The sequence below is a fragment of the Streptomyces sp. NPDC058307 genome (assembly GCF_042880295.1).
Classification (GTDB): Bacteria; Actinomycetota; Actinomycetes; order Streptomycetales; family Streptomycetaceae; genus Streptomyces.
Map to the genome: position 1 here is coordinate 183,517 of NZ_JBHVYZ010000003.1, position 16,248 is coordinate 199,764.

Genomic DNA, 16,248 nt, shown 5'->3' on the forward strand with positions numbered 1-16,248 from the left:
TCGGATGCTAGTTCGCACCGGTGTATCGGCCACCTGGATTAATCCGCCGTCCGACCGATGAGTTCCGCGGCGAGGATCGGTCGACACAGATGACGGACGTTCCCACGACCCAGGAGGTACTCATGGCCACCGACGCTTTCACCACGTGTCTCTGGTTCGACGGCCAGGCCGAGGAGGCCGCCCACTTCTACGTCTCGGTCTTCAAGAACTCCAGCATCGGCGATGTCGCCCGCTATCCGGAGGGCGCGCCCCAGCCCGCCGGCAGCGTGCTGACCGTCGAGTTCACGGCGAACGGCCACCGGTTCCTCGCCCTGAACGGCGGCCCCGAGTTCAAGTTCACCGAGGCGGTCTCCTTCATGGTCTTCTGCGAGAACCAGGAGGAGATCGACTACTACTGGACCAGGCTCACCGAGGGCGGCGGCGAGCCCGGCCCCTGCGGCTGGCTCAAGGACCGGTACGGCCTGTCCTGGCAGGTGGTGCCGGACCGGTTGCAGGCCATGGTCACCGACCCGGACCCGGCGAAGTCGGCCCGCGTCATGAAGGCGTTCATGGCGATGGGCAAGTTCGACCTCGCCGCCCTGGACCGGGCCTACGCGGGCGAGTGAGCCCACCTCGACCGCGCGCGGGCGCTCCTCAGGACGACCTCAGGACGACCTCAGGACGAACCGATCACCCGCGTGATCGCCCGGGCGATCCGCAGGATGCCGGGGGAGCGGACCGGGCACGGCCTGGGCGTGGACGTCGTGGGCGCCAGACAGAAGTGCAGATAGTCCTTGTCGAGGTGCAGGGCGGTGCGGTCGCGGCCCGGCTGGGTGCAGTAGCCGGGATGCTCGTGCTCGTAGGAGGTGCACGGCAGGTACTGGACCCAGGAGTAGCGGGAACCGGCGGGCGCCACCGTCGCGCCCGCGTCGGCGACGACATCGCCCGAGGCGGCCGCCTGCTCGTCGTACAGCTCGTTCACGCGCCGGACCCGGTCGGGGGTGATCGGGTCCGGGCCCTGTGCCACCCACACGATCCGCGGCCGCCGTTCACCGCCCGCCGCGGCGATCTGACCGGTCAGCCTCTTCAGGTCCGCCCGGTATCTGCTGAAGTACTTCCGCGGCGAGGCGGCATGACTGATCCCGTCCATGCACCAGGTGTAGCCCCACGCGTTGCCCCAGAACTGCAGCACCACGAAGTCCGGGTGCAGCGCCCGGACCAGCGCGGCCGCCTTGTCCCGGTCGGGCACCAGCGACTTCTTCCCGGTGCCCTCCAGGTAGTCGCACGGCGTGGTCCCCGAGTACGGCGCGCTCGTGTACGTCGCCCGCAGGTCCCGGCGCAGCTCCTGCCCGAGGACCCGCTGGGCCTCCATGGCGAGCGAGTCGCCGAGATACAGCACCCGCGGGGCGACGACGGCCGCGGAGACGCTCGGGGAGGTCTGGGCGCGCTGATGCGTGGTGGCCGCGCGGGGGACGTCCGGGGTCGGTGGTGCCGTCTCCGGTCCGTCCGACGGGTCGCTGCAGGCGCCGAGCAGCAGGACTGCCGTCAGTAACCCCACGATCCACGGTTTCCGCATGCGCGACTCCCGCCCCGGTCGCCGAAAAACGGTTCCCCAGGCAAGCACAGCCGGGCTCCGAGGGGAAGATGCGGGACACGGTTCAGGCCGTCCGGGTGAGGCGGGCGGCACCCGGTCGGTCGCGGCCCCCGGGACCACGCCGACCGGGTACCTGGCAAAGGAGCGTGGCTCACACCCGGTCGGCGGCGATCAGCAGGTACTGGAAACTGCCGTTCCGGTAGGCCGTCAGGAAGGTGTCCTCGATTCCCGTGACCAGATGGTCGGCCTCCTTGCGCAGCTCCCAGTACGGCAGGGCCGCCTCGGTCAGATCCTCCACGTGCACCGGCACCAGCCGGTTGCGGGCCATGGCCCGGAAGTACTCCGAGCGGGGATGGATGTCGCAGATGTAGTGGGCGTTGATGAGCGAGACCTCCCGGGAGGCCTGTCCGTAGGTGTCGTTGTAGCAGCCTGTGATCACCACATAGCGTCCGCCGCGGCGCAGCAGCCGGGCGTGTTCGGCGAACAGCAGGTCCAGTTCGACGTACATGGTCGACTCGTTGTTCCACGAGGCCGCGTAGGCCCCTGCGGGCAGCCCGGTGTCGAGCATGTTGCGGTGGTGGTAGCGCACCCGGTCGTCGATGCCCCGCTTGCGGGCCTGCGCGTTCGCGAACTCCGCCTGTTTCCCGGAGATGGTGACGCCGTCGGCATGGCAGCCGTACCGCAGATGCGCCACGACACTGCCACCGCCGCGCCCGCACCCCGCGTCGAAGACCCGGTCCTCGGGGGTGAGCGGGCCCAGATGGGCGGTGAGGACCTCGGCCTGCGCGTGTTCGAGGCGGTGCAGTTCGGCGGTGATCCGCGCGCGCCGCCGTACCGGATCGGGTTCGTCGAGCACGGAGCGGTCGGCCTCTCCGACGCCGTAGTGGTGGTGGTAGAGGTCGTCGAGCTTTCCGAGTTCGAGGTTGACCGGGTTCTCCTCGGCGTTCCAGTAGTCCGCGACACGGTTCTGGTACGTCGACTGGGTCGGCACCGGAGCTGTCCGGGTGCCGGCGTCGGGGGCGATGGTCAACGGTGACTCCTCCTGCTGGTGTTCCTGACGTTCTGTCATTCGACCGCGCTTTACCAGTAGTTGGGCAGGTGGTAGCGGTGGCTGTTGGTGGCGTGCCACTCGTGGTTGCCGGCCACCCAGTCGGACAGACCGCGGGCGTAGCGCTCGACGAGCGGTGAGCCGGCGGCCAGCAGGGCGGACTCCTCGTCGAAGGCCTCCATGATCTGGTTGTGGATCCCGACGGCCTTCAGATAGGCGGCCTTGAGCCCGCACCGCTCGTTGGCGGCGATGACCTGGGGCAGGTTGAGATGGGTGGGGTCGGCCAGTTCCTTGGTGAAGGAGTACAGGTCGTTGACGAGGGTGGTGGCGTTGCCGGCGAGTGCGGTGAAGCGCTGGATCTCGGGGCGGGCGTACACCGCCTCGGGCAGTTCCCAGCCGTCCACCGCGTCGACGATCGACAGACAGGGACGGAAGTTGTTGAACTGCCGCATCACCAGGTACTCCCACACCTGGGGCATGTACCGGGTCTCGCCCCAGGCGGCCTCGCCCAGATATCCCAGGTGCAGCCGGGCGATGTCGTGCAGGAACCGGTCGGTCTGGCTGGGAGTGGCGATGACGGCGTAGTCCTTGAGGGCCCAGTGGTACGACCTGAGCGGCCCGTCGGCCTGCACTCCGCTCAGCCACTGCTCCTGGAGGTCGGGCGGGCCCTGGTACGGGTCGAGTGCCGACTGGGCCAGGACCAGCCGTCCGCCGAGGCCGCTGCGCGAACCGCCCTTGTCCTCGTCTTCCTCGCAGTAGCAGTTGTCGACGATGTTCTCGGCGAGGAGCAGCTTCCCGGCCACGGTGAGGCGTTCCAGATCTGCCGCCTCCGGGTGCTGGAGCACCACGGCCCGGCCGAACTGGAACCCCGAGAAGTCCCCGTTCCATGTCTCGGGGAACAGATCCAGGCGCCGGGCCCAGGATTCCAGCCTGCGGTCGATCTCCGCGGCCTTCACGGGGTCCGCGGGGGCGACCTGGCGGTACCTGAGACCCGGGATCGTCCCACTGCGCCGGCCGGTGCGCAGTGTGCCCGCGATATCGGGTGGCCCCGGCAGGGACCGGATGTGCGTCGCGGTCACTCGGCCGTCCGCCCGATCTGGGCGTTCTCCAGGATCCCCACCGCGTCGGGCACGAGGATGGCCATCGAGTAGTAGGCGGTGACCAGGTAGCGGATGATCGAGTTGGCGTCGATGCCCATGAACCGTACGTTCAGGCCCGGTTGGTACTCCTCGGGGATCCCGGTCTGGTAGAGCCCGACGGCTCCCTGGTCGCCCTCCCCGGTGCGCAGCGCGATGATGCTGCTGGTGTGCTGCGGGCTGACCGGGATCTTGTTGCACGGGAAGATCGGCACGCCCCGCCAGGCGGGGATCTCGTGCCCCTCCACGCTCGCCGTGCCCGGTACCAGACCGCGCCGGTTGCACTGCCGGAAGAACGCCGCGATGGCCTTCGGATGGGCGAGGAACAGCTTGGTCTTGCGGCGCATGGCAAGCAGTTCGTCCATGTCGTCCGGGGTCGGCGGGCCGGTGAAGGTGCTGACGCGCTGGCCGTGGTCGGCGTTGTGCAGCAGCCCGAACTCCCGGTTGTTGACCAGTTCCCACTCCTGGCGTTCGCGGATCTCCTCGATGGTGAGCCGGAGTTGCTGCTCGGTCTGGTCCATCGGGTTGTTGTAGAGGTCGGCCACCCGGGTGTGGACGCGCAGCACGGTCTGGGTGAGGGACAACTCGTACTCGCGCGGGGCGAGTTCGTAGTCGACATAGCCGCCGTTGATCGTCGGCTCCCCGACGTGGCCCGCCTGGACGGGGACGTCGGCCTCGCCCTTGCGGTTCATCGGCAGGCTCTGCCGCCGCGCGTAGGCCTCCAGATGGGCCGCGAGCGAGGGCACCCGCTCGGTGAACTCCGTGACCACCGACCAGGGGAGGGCCATGACCACGCCCGCGGTCTCGGCCCGGACCGAGCTCAGCCACAGCGGATCGGGCTGCCCTATGGCCTCGTCGCCCATCTGGGCGCCGTCGGTGACGACACCGACGATCTCCTCCTCGCCGTACTTGCCCTCGGTGAAGCGGGTGAAGCGGCCGTGCACGACGAGGTACGCCTCCGTGACCGGCTGCCCTGCCTCGACGAGGATCTGGCCGGCGCGGACCTCCCGGACCCGGAAGCGGGTGGCGACCTCCTTGAGGACCTCGGTGTCGGAGTAGCCGCGCAGGACGGGGAGTTCGGTGAGGGTCTCGGGGATGACCCTGATGTCGTCGGCGCCGTTCTGTTCGAACTGCACCCGGCCCCGGCCCACCCGGAGCTGAAGGCGCCGGTTGACCCGGTAGGTGCCGCCCTTCACGTCCACCCACGGCAGCATGCGCAGCAGCCAGCGGGAGCTGATGGCCTGCATCTGGGGTTCGGACTTGGTGGTGGTGGCGAGCTGCCGGGCGGCTGTGGTGCTGAGGCTGGTGAGCCGGTCCTCGGACGGGGAGCCGGGTTCCTCGACGGCGGGTCCGGTGGCGCTGTCCGGTGTGGTCACATTCCCTCCTGGGAGATGAGCGGGCTGACCTTGCGCGAGGACCAGCCAAACAGCTGGAGCGGCCGCCTGATCAGGGCGTGCAGGGGGCGGCTTCACGGCCGGGAAGGTGTAAACCTTGCCGGTGAGGCAGTCGGCGCATCATGAGTGCCCCCGCGCTCCTCAGGACAGGTCGTGCACCAGTACGGCCGCCCGGTCGAAGCGCCCCGCCTTCAGATCCCGCAGCGCCCGGTCGGCCTCCGGCCGCGGATACGTGTGTGCTCGCGTGTACGCCGTTCCGGGCGGCCAGGGCCGGGGACTCCCGTCCGTCCTCACGTGTGGGGGAGGTGACGCCGCGCACCTCCTTCTCGTGGAACCGTTCGCTCTCGCCGTGCAGTGCGGGCGCGTCGCCGAGGTGGACCCCGGCGACGGCCGGCACCCCGCCCCGGTCGAGGGCCGCAATGCCAGGGGGACCAGGTCACGCACCGGCGCGAAGGGGATCGCGCTGTCCAGGGGCTCGGTCGGCATCTCGCGCGAGTCCCGCGCCGACGCCGCTGCCAGTTTCGGCGCCGGTTTCCGTGCGGACGCACCCCGGGTCGGGACAGGCACGGTGGCACCCTCGGCCGGCGCCACCGTGCGCACTTCTACATCGGCGGCATGGGTCACGCGGCCCGTAACTTCCACGCCGATCTGATGGCCCGTATGGGGTACGAGGAGCAGGCGCGCAGGATCCAGCGGCTGTTCCTGGAAGGCCGCCGGGGCGAGGCAGTGTTGGCCGTGCCGGACGCGTTCGCCGACGAGAACTCCCTGGTCGGACCGCGCGAACGCATCGCCGAGCGGCTGGAGTCGTGGTGGCGCAAGGGGCCGGTGACGGAGATGGGCGCTGCCGCCGAAGCCGTAGAGCCCAAGGCGCCCGCCCGGTGGCCGGGAGACCCGGCCCAGTGCCCGGTGGCCGCTGCTCCCCGCGCACGCGGAGGGGCGAGCGACACTTCGTCGATCCCGCCGGGGCAACCGGTAGCCGAGCGGTCGGTACGAGCGCGTAGCCGCCGTCGGCGTCCCAGCCGGTGTACCGGGAGACGGGCGCAGGTTCTCGGACCCGCGCACGCAGTGCACGCGCGTCCGGCCCGTCCGCCCCAGCCAGGTTGCTCCCACCCGCTCACCGGGCTGGAAGCCGCGCACCGCCGCTCCGAGCCCGGCCCACACGCACGCGTGCACGTGCACGAGAAGGTCGTCGTGGCCCGGCACCGGCACCGCACCTCGGTGAGTGTCCTTTCTGTCCGGTCTGGAGTGGAACAGTCCGTTCGCCGCGCGGTCGGCCGCAACCGTGACTAGCGTGTGGAGACGGACCGACCACCGATTCGGGAAGGGCCGCGATCATGGCCGTACAACCTGAGGGAACCCCCTGTTGGGCCGATGCGATGTTCAGCGACGTCGAGGGAGCCAAGAGCTTCTACGGCGACGTGCTCGGCTGGACCTTCGGCGAGTCGTCGTCGGAGTACGGCAACTACACGCAGGCCTACGCGGACGGCAAGGCCGTCGCCGCCGTCGTGCCGCCGATGCCGGGTCAGGAGGGTCACTCGCAGTGGTGCCTGTACCTCGCGTCGCCGGACGCCGCCGCCACCGCCGGCAAGATCCGTGACAACGGCGGCGAGGTGCTCATGGAACCGATGCGGGTCGGCGACTTCGGCACGATGTGCCTGGCGCGCGACCCGAGTGGTGTCGTCTTCGGCGTGTGGCAGGGGGGCACCCACGAGGGCTTCGAGGCGCCGCCCGGGCAGCCCGGCGCGTTCTGCTGGGCCGAGATCTACACCCGCGAACCCGAGAAGTCCGACACGTTCTTCCCGGCTGTCTTCGGCTACAGCGCCCAGCGGATGCAGGACGACGCCATCGACTTCCGCATGTTCAACCTCGGCGACAACAGCGTCCTCGGCCGCATGAAGATGACCGACGACTTCCCGCCCGAGGTACCGGCGTACATCAACGTCTACTTCTCGGTCCCCGACTGCGACGACGCCGTGGCCCGCGCCACCAAGCTCGGCGGTGTCCTGCGGTTCGGGCCGATGGACTCGCCGTTCGGCCGGTTCGCGGCCCTCAGCGACCCGCAGGGTGCGAGCTTCTCGGTCATCGACGTGACGACGACCCAGGGAGACATGCCCCAGATCTCCGACGTGCCCTGACCGGTGCGCACCGCCGTGAGCACAACGGCGGTGCAGTGCATCGAGACGGTCCCGCCCATCGCGTCGACGGCGTTGCCGAGGCCGTCGAGCGGCGCGTCGCGCGTGGCGGCGGGCAGCTGTCCGCGGCCGCCGAAGGTGGGACCTGGTCCAGCCCACTGCGCGGCGTGGACCCGGTCCCAGTCGAAGCGCCCCTCCTCCGGCTCGCCGAACGCGGCCGCCTCGCGGATCCCGCCGGTCGCCGTGGCGGGGACGCCCGCGTAGGCGTCCGGACCGGTCATCCGGCGTCAGTCCGTCGGAAGGTCGGGCAGGGCGCGGGCGCAGGCCTCGGTGAACACCTCGGCCACGTCGTGCGCGGGTGGGAAGGCGTTACACAACAGGGCCAGTCGCCCGCCCGGCCGCAGGACCCGGGCCGCCCGGCCGGCACCGGCGACGGGGTCGACCCAGTGCCAGACGGTTCCCGCTCCGCGGTCTCGCGGTGCTCTCCAACAAAGTGGGCATGCGCCCACTCGACAAGGGGCCTGCACCGCCACTTCGAGGACTTCGACGCCTTCCTCGTCGCCCTCGTGCTGGACCGCATCGGCCGGATCGCGCTCCGCTCCCGGACCCTGCGCGAGTCCGCGGGGACCGGTGACGTCGTCGGCAACCTCGCCGCCGCCTGACCGATCTCTTCGGCGTTGCCACCCTGCGGATCGTCGGCTGGCCATCGCGCGGGACCCCCTGCGCGCCCGATTGCGCGAGGCCAGGGGCGGGGGAGTGCCGGTGCTGCGGGAGGCCACGGCGATGATGGCCGGCCGTCTCGCCGCCGAGCGCGGACGGGGGCGCATCCCGGCCGACGCGGACGTGGACCTGCTCGCTCCCACGCTGATCGGGGTCGCGCACTTGCTCTTCACCGACGCGGAGGGGGCCGCATCCGGGGCCGAGGAGGTCCGCAGGGTCGTGGCCGGGGCCGTCCCGGCGGGGTGAACGGGCGCCCGTGCGCTCATGGCATGATCGAGCGCATGCGTGAACGACTGGTGGCCGCGTGCGACGGGGCTTCGAAGGGAAATCCGGGGCCCGCGGCCTGGGCCTGGGTCATCGCCGACGAGTCGGAGACGACGCCGTCCCGCTGGGAGGCGGGCCCGCTCGGCAAGGCCACCAACAACGTGGCCGAACTCACCGCGCTGGAGCGGCTGCTCGCCGCGACCGACCCGGATGTGCCGCTGGAGATCCGGATGGACTCCCAGTACGCCATGAAGGCCGTCACCACCTGGCTGCCGGGCTGGAAGCGCAACGGCTGGAAGACCTCCGCGGGCAAGCCGGTCGCCAACCAGGACCTCGTCGTACGGATCGACGAACTGCTCGACGGGCGTGCGGTCGAGTTCCGTTACGTCCCTGCCCACCAGGTCGACGGCGACCCGCTCAACGACTTCGCCGACCGCGCGGCCAGCCAGGCGGCCATCGTCCAGGAGCCGGCGAGCAGCGAACTGGGCTCCCCGCAGCCGCCGCCCTCGCCGGACACCCCGAAAAAGACCGACCGCCCCGCCCGGGCCAAGTCGCCCAAGCGGAGCGGCGGTTCGTCTCCTCGTACGATCAAGGCCAAGTTCCCCGGCCGGTGTCTGTGCGGACGGTCCTACGCGGCGGGCGAGCCCATCGCGAAGAACGCCCAGGGCTGGGGACACCCGGAATGCCGTACGGAAGCGGCCGGTTAGAAGCCGGCCCGAGCGCGAGGGTCAGATGACCGCGCCGCGCCACTCGCCGGTCTCCTGACCGCGCTCCTCGATGAACGTCTTGAAGCGCTCCAGGTCGCCCTTGGTCTGCCGCTTCACGAAGCCGAGCTTGTCGCCCACCTTCTCGGTGATGCTGTCCGGATGGAAGTCCATCTGGAGCATCACCTTGGTGTGGCCCTCGTCGAGCCGGTGGAAGGTCACCGCACCCGCCTGCTTGGCCTCGCCGGCGATGGTGGTCCAGGCGACCCGCTCGTCCGGGATCTGCTCGGTGATCTCCGCGTCGAACTCCTTGTGCACTCCGTTGACGTTGGTCACCCAGTGCGTGAGCGTGTCGGTGCGCTGTTCGATGCGCTCGACCCCGCTCATGAACTCGGGGAACGTCTCGAACTGCGTCCACTGGTTGTAGGCGGTGTGCACCGGCACGCCGACCTCGATGGACTCCTCGACCTGCGACACGGGTGAATCCCTCCTTCGTCTTCTCGGTGTGTACGACGCGGGTACCGCGTGATCCGCAGGGCAAACCGGAGCAAGCCGACTCTTAGTCGGTGTCGAAGGTGTAGTGGCGGGTGTGGTCGAGCAGGTCGGAGGGGCGCACGTCGTTCCACGGCCTCATGGTCTCGTCGAGATCGACGACCTCGGGTGTTCCGGCGGCCGGGACATAGCGGGAGTCCGGATGCCGCCGCTGCCACCGGGCCCACAGCTTGTCCACGTAGGCGTGGTGGAGCCAGAACACCGGGTCGTTGGGGGAGACCCCGGTCGCCATCTGCCCGCCCACCCAGACATGGACCCGGTTGTGCAGATTGACCCCGCGCCACCCCTCCAGATGGTTGCGGAAGCCGTCCGAAGCGCTGTTCCAGGGAGCCATGTCGTACGTCCGCATGGACAGCACCGGCTCCACCTCGCCCGGGGTCGGCAACTCCCGTACGCCGACCCCGAGCGAGCGCCGCAGATACGTGCGGTCGTCGACCCGCACGGTGATGGGCCAGTCGCCGGTGTCCGCGGCGAACGGGCCGTCCAGCACCCGCCCGTCCCGGCTGCGCCCGGTGCCGCCGAGGAAGTCGGGACCCCACAGCGAGGCGCGCGGGGAGCGGTCGGTGCTCCAGTCCCAGTAGGGGAGTGCCACCGAGGCGTCCACCGACTGCAGGGCGCGCTCGAAGTCGAGCAGGAATCTGCGGTGCCAGGGCAGGAAGGAGGGTGAACGGTGGCCGGTGCGCTCGCCGTTGTCGGTGTCGGACATGATGAAGCCGTTGTGTGTGGTGACGAACGTGTCGTAGCGGCCGCTGCGCTTCAGCTCCAGGACGGCGGCGACGAACCGCCGCTTCTCGTCGGCGGACAGGGTGGCCTGGTTCTTGCGGACGGTCATGTGCGGGTGCTCCAAAGAGGCGTACAGCGTGGTCAGTTGGCGGGGAGCGGCAGCAGCCGCGCGCCCTGGAGCTCGTCGACGGCGGCACGCGCGGCGGCGCGCGGGGTGGGCACCGGGTCGTAGTGGCTGACGACGCTGATCCAGGTGCCGTCGGCGTTGCGCATCACGTGCAGTTCCACGCCGTCGACCGTCACCCGGTAGCCGCCGTGGTGGCCGCCGGTGGACCGGCCCTGTATGCGGCGGCCCTGGTAGACCTCGGCGAAGACCTCCGGTGAGCCGTGGTGGTGCTCTTCGGCGGACGCGCGTCGGCTGGCGACCGCTCCTGCGGTGAGGGCGGCCGCCGTGGTGAGCGCGGTACGGCGGGTGAGTTCAGGCATGCGGTGTACCTCCTGTGTTGACGGACTCCGCATGCCTATCGGCCCGGTCGAGAGCGGGAGAAATCGCCCGTGACCGGTTGGCTCCGATCCAGACAATTACCTACATGTCGTACAGCATTGAACGAAGATGATCTTGCTGGAGAGAGGGCTTTCCGGAACCCGGACGGAGGAATTCCTTCTCTCGCGGGCCGTTGATCCGATGATCCTTTGCTGGTGAACCCGCTGGCAGTGGCCCGCCTCACGCGCCGAAAGTGGCGCGAACCGGAGCGCGGATCCCGCACCCCCTGGCTGCTACTCTGCGTTGCCAATTGACCGCTTTGGGTAATTCCTAGGGGTGCGTGTGAAGGTCGCCTGCGTCGGCGGCGGGCCCGCCGGCCTGTATCTCTCGATCCTGCTGAAACGGCAGGACCCGTCCCACGACATCACTGTCCACGAGCGAGACCCGGAGGGCTCGACCTACGGCTGGGGCGTCACCTACTGGCGCGGACTGCTCGACAAGCTCCACCTTCACGACCCCGAGTCCGCCTGCGCGATCCAGGAGGCGTCGGTCACCTGGAACCAGGGCGAGGCCCGGGTGCGCGACCTGGTCACCCGGCGCCCGAGCGACGAGGGCTTCGGCATCGGCCGCCACCGCCTGCTGGAGATCCTCGCCGCCCGGGCCCGCTCCCTGGATGTACGGCTGGAGTTCGAGCACGAGATCACCCACGACAACCTCCCCGCGGCCGACCTCGTCGTGGCCGCCGACGGCGTGCGCAGCGCCCTGCGCACCAGGCACGCCGACCACTTCGGCGCCGAGACCACGGAGGGCCGCAACCACTACATCTGGCTCGGCACCAGCAAGGTCTTCGACTCCTTCACCTTCGCCTTCGTCGAGACCGACCACGGCTGGATCTGGTGCTACGGCTACGCCTTCAGCCCCGAGCGCAGCACCGTCGTCGTCGAATGCGCACCCCGGACCTGGACCGGCCTCGGCCTCGACAGCGCCGACGAGGCCGACGGACTCGCCCTGCTGGAGAAGCTGTTCGCCGACATCCTCGACGGCCATCCGCTGATCGGCCGCTCCACCGGCTCGGGCAGCGCCCAGTGGCTGCACTTCCGCACCCTCACCAACCGGACGTGGCACCGCGACAACCTCGTCCTGCTCGGCGACGCCGCCCACACCACCCACTACTCGATCGGCGCCGGCACCACCCTCGCCCTGGAGGACGCCATCGCCCTCGCCGACGCCCTGCATGCGCACAGCGAGCTTCACGAGCTTCCGCGGGCACTCGCCCGCTACGAGCGACAGCGCACGTCGGAGCTGCTCGCCATTCAGAGCGCGGCCCGCTACAGCGCCCAGTGGTACGAGAACCTGCCCCGCTACATCGACCTGCCGCCGGAGCAGATGTTCGCCCTGCTCGGCCAGCGTCACTCGCCGCTGCTGCCCCATGTCCCGCCCCAGCTGTACTACCGGATCGACAAGGCCGCCGGGCAGCTGGAGGCGCTGCGCCGGTTCAAGCGCTGGCTCGGACCGAAGGTCGCGCGCGGTGTGCACGCACGCGAGCTGGCCTCGCGGAAGTAGCGAAGGTCCTGGAAACGGTTGGGTGAATGACGATTCACCGCTAGAGTGAATTGTCATTCACCCACTGTTCTCCCTGTCGATTCCGGAGCGCCGATGGACCAGCAGGGCCCGATATCCCCGCCGCGCGGAGCCGCCAGCGGACCCGGCCTGCGGGCCCGGCTCACCGTGCCCGTGCTGGCGATGTGCGGCACGCTCATGGCCGTCATGCAGACCGTGGTCGTCCCGCTGCTGCCGGACCTGCCCCGGCTGACGCACTCCTCGCCCGGCGCCGTCTCGTGGATGGTCACGGCGACCCTGCTGGCCGGTGCCGTCCTCACCCCCGTGCTCGGCCGCGCCGGTGACATGTACGGCAAGCGCCGGGTGCTGACCGGCGCCCTCGTCCTGATGACGCTCGGCTCGGTGATGTGCGCCCTGTCGTCCGACATCGCCGTGCTCATCGCGGCCCGTGCCCTCCAGGGTGCCGCGGCCGCCGTGGTGCCGCTCTCGATCAGCATCCTGCGCGACGAACTGCCGCCCGAGCGCCGGGGTTCCGCGGTCGCGATGATGAGCTCCACGGTCGGCATCGGCGCCGCGCTCGGCCTGCCGCTGGCCGCCATGGTCGTCCAGTACGCCGACTGGCACACCATGTTCTGGATGACCAGCGCCCTCGGCGCCCTCGGGGTCACGGCCGTGTCGTGGGCGGTCCGCGAGTCGCCGGTACGGCAGCCGGGCCGCTTCGACGTGACGGGTGCCCTGGGCCTGGCCGTGGGCCTGGTGAGCCTGCTGCTCGGGGTGTCCCAGGGCGGCCAGTGGGGTTGGAGCAGCCCCCGTGTCCTCAGCCTGTTCCTGGTGGCCGTCGCCGACCTCGCCCTGTGGTGGTGGCGCCAACTGCGCACCGAGCAGCCCCTGGTCGACCTGCGGCTGGTCACCCGGCCGCGGGTGGGCCTGTCCCACGTGGCCGCCCTGCTCACCGGCTTCGCGTTCTACGCCAACTCCCTGGTGACGGCCCAGTTGGTCCAGGCGCCCAAGGCCACCGGTTACGGACTCGGCCTGTCGATCGTGGCCACCGGCCTGTGCCTGCTGCCGGGCGGAGTCACCATGCTCCTGTTCTCACCGCTGTCGGCCCGGATCTCCGCCACCCGCGGTCCGCGCATCACGCTCGCCCTCGGCGCCGCGGTCATCGCGTGCGGCTACGCCGTACGCATCGCGGACAGCCGGGCCCTGTGGATGATCATCCTCGGCGCGACCGTGGTGGCCACCGGCACCACCCTCGCCTACTCGGCGCTTCCCACCCTGATCCTGCGTGCCGTCCCGGCCGAGCAGACCGCATCCGCCAACGGCGTCAACGTCCTGATGCGCACCATCGGCCAGGCGGCCTCCAGCGCGGCGGTCGCGGCGGTGCTGGTCCACCACACCAGCCCGGTCGGCGGCGCACTCGTGCCCACCCTGCACGGCTATCTGGTGGCCTTCGGCATGGCGGGCGCGGTCGCCCTCGCGGCCTGCGCGGCGGCGCTGACCATCCCCGGCGACTCCGCGCCCGAGGGGACCCGCCGGGCCAAGGGCCGCACCCGGGGCGCGCGGGACGGGGCGATGGAGGGAGCATGAGTGCCGTGAGCACACCGCCCCCCACCACGACCGCCCGCCGCGACGCCGAGACGACCAAGGCCGCCATCCTCAGGGCGGCCCGCTATCTCCTGGCCCGCACCCCCTACGCCGACATCACCCTCAAGGCGGTCGCCGAACGCGCCGGCGTCAGCCCGCCGTTGATCGTGAAGTACTTCGGCAACAAGGACGCCCTCCTCGCCCGCGTCATGTCCTTCGAGTCCGACGCGACGGCCCTGCTCGACGCCCCCCTGGGCGAACTGGGCCGCCACATGGTCCGCCATGTCCTCACCGGCCAGATCGAACGCGGCGCCGACCCCCTGCTCCGCATCGCCTTCGCCCCCGTCCAGGGCGAACACGGCGACATCCTGCGCGTCAACTTCCGCGCCCAGGTGGTCGAACGCCTCGCGGAGCGCCTGCGGGGCCCCGACGCAGGGCTGCGCGCCGAACTGGCCGTCGGCACCCTCCTGGGCCTGGGCGTGATGTACGGCATCGCCCGGGGCACCGAGCTGAGGGCGAGCGCCGTGGAGGACGTCGTGGACCGCTACGCCCCCACCGTGCAGGCCCACTTGACGCCCTAGCGGAACAGCCGGTCCAGGAACGCGTTGCCGAACACACCGTGCGGATCGAGCCGGTCCAGCACCCCCGCCGCCTGCCCCCACACCGCCTCACCGAACGACCCGGGAATCATCGTCCCCAGCACCTCCTCGTCCGCCCACACGGCGTCGTCCGTGTATGCCCAGCCCTTGGACCACTCGACGCGCGTCCCCCCGTAGCCGTCGAACAGGAACTGCTCGATCTCCCGCAGAAAGGCCTCCGCGTACGGCGTCCCCGGCAGCGTCAGGATGTCCAGCCACACCGCCGTGTCCCGCTCGGGGTGCGCCTGATCCGCGCGCAGCGCCGACAGCAGCGGAGCCCGCGCCCCCACCACCTCGGCCTCGGCCGGGTCGTCGAGCCCGGTCACCCTGATCTCCACCGTCCCGTTGACCGGGAACTTCCCCTGAGCGGTGTACGCGGCCAGCCGCTCCCGGTAGAACTCCGTGAACTCCGAGATCACGCGCTGCACTTGATCCCGGCTTGTCAGCACCGCGTACCCGTTGGCGGTCACCCGCAGCGTCGTCGGCCTGATGTAGAGCAGCGTGTTCTTGGACGGCCCCCAGATGTCAGCCGACAGCGTCGCCGTGAGCCCCACGGTCGCCACGTCGAGCTGCGCGTTGCCGAGCACCGGCGCCAGATACCAGGCCGCGTCCGACATCATCCGCCCGGCCAGATCCGCCACCGGGGTCGGAACGTTGTCGGAGAAGGGATAGTTGTACGGCGAGGTCACGCGCCGCGAGGTCAGCGGCTTGCGCGGCGCCACGCTCCACACCTTCAGCCACGGGAACTCCGTGTAGGCGAACCAGATCGCCTCGACCCGCCCGGCCTCCTCCAGGAAGCTCGCGAAGGTCCGCCCGTCACCGCCGGGCGCGGCGAAGAGCTCGGCCGCCGGAATGTCGACCCGGCTGACACAGCGCAGGTTGCTGTTCGCGCCCACCCGCAGCACGACCTCGGTGACGAACGTCCGCCCGAGATGAGTGAGCAGGGCCGCGCTGTCGGCCTCGGCGCGGCTGAAGGTACGCAGCCCGTACGCACCGCCGTCCTCGTCCCACACCACCGCCGTCAGCGACAGGATGCGATTGCTGAGCGAGCCGTACGTCTGCCCGGGCAGCCGCTCCTCCCCGTCGGCCGGAACGGCGGTGCCGTGCGCGTCGATCGCCAGCGCGCCGCCCAGGGTGAGGTCACCGGGCGCGGGTGTGGCGGTGACCCCGAGTCCGTGGCCCTCCAGGAAGGTGAGCAGCGCCTCCAGCGTGACACCGGTGCCGGCCCGCACCGCGGCGGCGGAGTCCAGGGACAGGCCGGTGAGGTGGGAGGCGGTGTCGACGAGGAGGACGGGCGCGTCCGACGCGGTGCCCTCGGTGATGGTCAGGGGCGACCAGCCGTGCGAGGAGCCCCGCGCGCGGACCCGCCAGCCGTGCCGCCAGGCCCAGTTGACGACCTCGACCACCTGGTCCGGGCCGGTGGGCGCACAGGCCCACAGGCCGTCGGCGGTGATCTCGCCGACCCAGTTCCGGTACGCCGAGCGGTGCAGGGCCACGCCCGCCGGGAAGTCGGGCAGCTCCTCGGCCGCGGCCGCCGGATCGGCCGGCAGCAGAATCGGTACGGCGGCGAGGGCGGCGGCGCTCGCGAGGAAGCCGCGACGGGTCCAGGACGGGGTCTCCTGCGGGTGGTTGCGGGGGTTGCGGGGGTTGCGGTGGTTGCTCACAGAACGATCAGTCACGGAGTCACGCTAGGCGGATGTTGACACGTGCATGCCTTGCCTCGAAACGTGTCACCC

The 16,248-nt window shown here is 70.8% G+C and carries 16 protein-coding genes and 1 pseudogene; 9 read left to right on the forward strand and 8 right to left on the reverse strand.

Features of this window, described 5'->3' with window-relative positions:
* Positions 1-122: 122 nt before the first annotated feature.
* A complete protein-coding gene (locus ACFVYN_RS03925; RefSeq protein ID WP_389992053.1) occupies positions 123-605 on the forward strand; it encodes a VOC family protein in 483 nt (160 codons plus the stop codon).
* A 50-nt stretch (positions 606-655) separates the two neighbouring features.
* Here ACFVYN_RS03925 and ACFVYN_RS03930 read toward each other — a convergent pair whose 3' ends face one another.
* The 4 genes from ACFVYN_RS03930 to ACFVYN_RS03945 all read right to left on the reverse strand — a co-directional run bounded on the left by ACFVYN_RS03930 (position 656) and on the right by ACFVYN_RS03945 (position 5,133).
* Positions 656-1,555, reverse strand: coding sequence for an SGNH/GDSL hydrolase family protein (locus ACFVYN_RS03930; RefSeq protein ID WP_389992056.1), 900 nt, complete (start codon positions 1,553-1,555; stop codon positions 656-658).
* Positions 1,556-1,724: 169 nt separating this feature from the next.
* The gene (locus ACFVYN_RS03935; RefSeq protein WP_389992256.1) at positions 1,725-2,603 is read right to left on the reverse strand and encodes a geranyl diphosphate 2-C-methyltransferase; all 879 of its coding nucleotides are present in this window, start codon (positions 2,601-2,603) and stop codon (positions 1,725-1,727) included.
* Between the two features lie 50 nt (positions 2,604-2,653).
* Complete coding sequence (locus tag ACFVYN_RS03940; RefSeq protein ID WP_389992059.1) at positions 2,654-3,700, reverse strand: family 2 encapsulin nanocompartment cargo protein terpene cyclase; 1,047 nt, start codon at positions 3,698-3,700, stop codon at positions 2,654-2,656.
* Positions 3,697-5,133, reverse strand: a complete 1,437-nt coding sequence (locus tag ACFVYN_RS03945) for a family 2B encapsulin nanocompartment shell protein (RefSeq protein WP_389992062.1) — start codon at positions 5,131-5,133, stop codon at positions 3,697-3,699. The genes ACFVYN_RS03940 and ACFVYN_RS03945 overlap by 4 nt, the downstream gene beginning before the upstream one ends.
* Before the next feature lie 618 nt (positions 5,134-5,751).
* Here ACFVYN_RS03945 and ACFVYN_RS03950 point away from each other — a divergent pair.
* The 5 genes and pseudogenes from ACFVYN_RS03950 to ACFVYN_RS03970 form a co-directional block, all read left to right on the forward strand.
* Positions 5,752-5,988 (forward strand): annotated as a pseudogene (locus ACFVYN_RS03950) (LLM class flavin-dependent oxidoreductase); the annotation flags it as partial.
* A 497-nt stretch (positions 5,989-6,485) separates the two neighbouring features.
* Positions 6,486-7,286: a VOC family protein gene (locus ACFVYN_RS03955; RefSeq protein WP_389992064.1), complete on the forward strand. Its 801-nt coding sequence runs from the start codon at positions 6,486-6,488 to the stop codon at positions 7,284-7,286.
* A 443-nt stretch (positions 7,287-7,729) separates the two neighbouring features.
* Positions 7,730-7,945 carry a hypothetical protein gene (locus tag ACFVYN_RS03960; RefSeq protein WP_389992067.1) on the forward strand — a complete coding sequence of 72 codons (216 nt, stop codon included), beginning with the start codon at positions 7,730-7,732 and terminating at the stop codon, positions 7,943-7,945.
* A 100-nt stretch (positions 7,946-8,045) separates the two neighbouring features.
* Complete coding sequence (locus ACFVYN_RS03965) at positions 8,046-8,249, forward strand: hypothetical protein (protein ID WP_389992070.1); 204 nt, start codon at positions 8,046-8,048, stop codon at positions 8,247-8,249.
* A gap of 23 nt (positions 8,250-8,272) precedes the next feature.
* Positions 8,273-8,974: a ribonuclease H gene (locus ACFVYN_RS03970; RefSeq protein ID WP_389992073.1), complete on the forward strand. Its 702-nt coding sequence runs from the start codon at positions 8,273-8,275 to the stop codon at positions 8,972-8,974.
* A 21-nt stretch (positions 8,975-8,995) separates the two neighbouring features.
* Here ACFVYN_RS03970 and ACFVYN_RS03975 read toward each other — a convergent pair whose 3' ends face one another.
* From ACFVYN_RS03975 to ACFVYN_RS03985, 3 genes are all read right to left on the reverse strand, one after another.
* Entirely contained in the window at positions 8,996-9,448 is a 453-nt protein-coding gene (locus tag ACFVYN_RS03975; RefSeq protein WP_389992075.1) for an SRPBCC family protein, read from the reverse strand.
* A gap of 82 nt (positions 9,449-9,530) precedes the next feature.
* Positions 9,531-10,355, reverse strand: a complete 825-nt coding sequence (locus tag ACFVYN_RS03980) for a tyrosinase family protein (protein WP_389992077.1) — start codon at positions 10,353-10,355, stop codon at positions 9,531-9,533.
* A 32-nt stretch (positions 10,356-10,387) separates the two neighbouring features.
* Entirely contained in the window at positions 10,388-10,732 is a 345-nt protein-coding gene (locus ACFVYN_RS03985) for a tyrosinase cofactor (RefSeq protein WP_389992081.1), read from the reverse strand.
* Between the two features lie 334 nt (positions 10,733-11,066).
* Between ACFVYN_RS03985 and ACFVYN_RS03990 the strand changes: the two genes are divergently transcribed.
* From ACFVYN_RS03990 to ACFVYN_RS04000, 3 genes are all read left to right on the forward strand, one after another.
* The gene (locus tag ACFVYN_RS03990) at positions 11,067-12,293 is read left to right on the forward strand and encodes an FAD-dependent monooxygenase (protein ID WP_389992084.1); all 1,227 of its coding nucleotides are present in this window, start codon (positions 11,067-11,069) and stop codon (positions 12,291-12,293) included.
* A 93-nt stretch (positions 12,294-12,386) separates the two neighbouring features.
* Positions 12,387-13,877: an MFS transporter gene (locus ACFVYN_RS03995; RefSeq protein WP_389992087.1), complete on the forward strand. Its 1,491-nt coding sequence runs from the start codon at positions 12,387-12,389 to the stop codon at positions 13,875-13,877.
* Positions 13,874-14,455 carry a TetR family transcriptional regulator gene (locus ACFVYN_RS04000; protein ID WP_389992089.1) on the forward strand — a complete coding sequence of 194 codons (582 nt, stop codon included), beginning with the start codon at positions 13,874-13,876 and terminating at the stop codon, positions 14,453-14,455. Before ACFVYN_RS03995 ends, ACFVYN_RS04000 begins: the two co-directional genes overlap by 4 nt.
* On the opposite strand, the gene ACFVYN_RS04005 is transcribed toward ACFVYN_RS04000, so the two are convergent.
* Positions 14,452-16,176 (reverse strand): cholesterol oxidase substrate-binding domain-containing protein, encoded by a 1,725-nt coding sequence (locus ACFVYN_RS04005; RefSeq protein ID WP_389992259.1) that lies wholly within the window; start codon positions 16,174-16,176, stop codon positions 14,452-14,454. The genes ACFVYN_RS04000 and ACFVYN_RS04005 overlap by 4 nt on opposite strands.
* Positions 16,177-16,248 lie beyond the last annotated feature (72 nt).

Bases quoted from the DNA above. Each gene is read 5' to 3' on its own strand.
- ACFVYN_RS03925 (WP_389992053.1), top strand. From the start codon at position 123: ATGGCCACCGACGCTTTCACCACGTGTCTCTGGTTCGACGGCCAGGCC.
- ACFVYN_RS03930 (WP_389992056.1), bottom strand. From the start codon at position 1,555: ATGCGGAAACCGTGGATCGTGGGGTTACTGACGGCAGTCCTGCTGCTC.
- ACFVYN_RS03955 (WP_389992064.1), top strand. From the start codon at position 6,486: ATGGCCGTACAACCTGAGGGAACCCCCTGTTGGGCCGATGCGATGTTC.
- ACFVYN_RS03970 (WP_389992073.1), top strand. From the start codon at position 8,273: ATGATCGAGCGCATGCGTGAACGACTGGTGGCCGCGTGCGACGGGGCT.
- ACFVYN_RS03980 (WP_389992077.1), bottom strand. From the start codon at position 10,355: ATGACCGTCCGCAAGAACCAGGCCACCCTGTCCGCCGACGAGAAGCGG.
- ACFVYN_RS03985 (WP_389992081.1), bottom strand. From the start codon at position 10,732: ATGCCTGAACTCACCCGCCGTACCGCGCTCACCACGGCGGCCGCCCTC.
- ACFVYN_RS03995 (WP_389992087.1), top strand. From the start codon at position 12,387: ATGGACCAGCAGGGCCCGATATCCCCGCCGCGCGGAGCCGCCAGCGGA.
- ACFVYN_RS04000 (WP_389992089.1), top strand. From the start codon at position 13,874: ATGAGTGCCGTGAGCACACCGCCCCCCACCACGACCGCCCGCCGCGAC.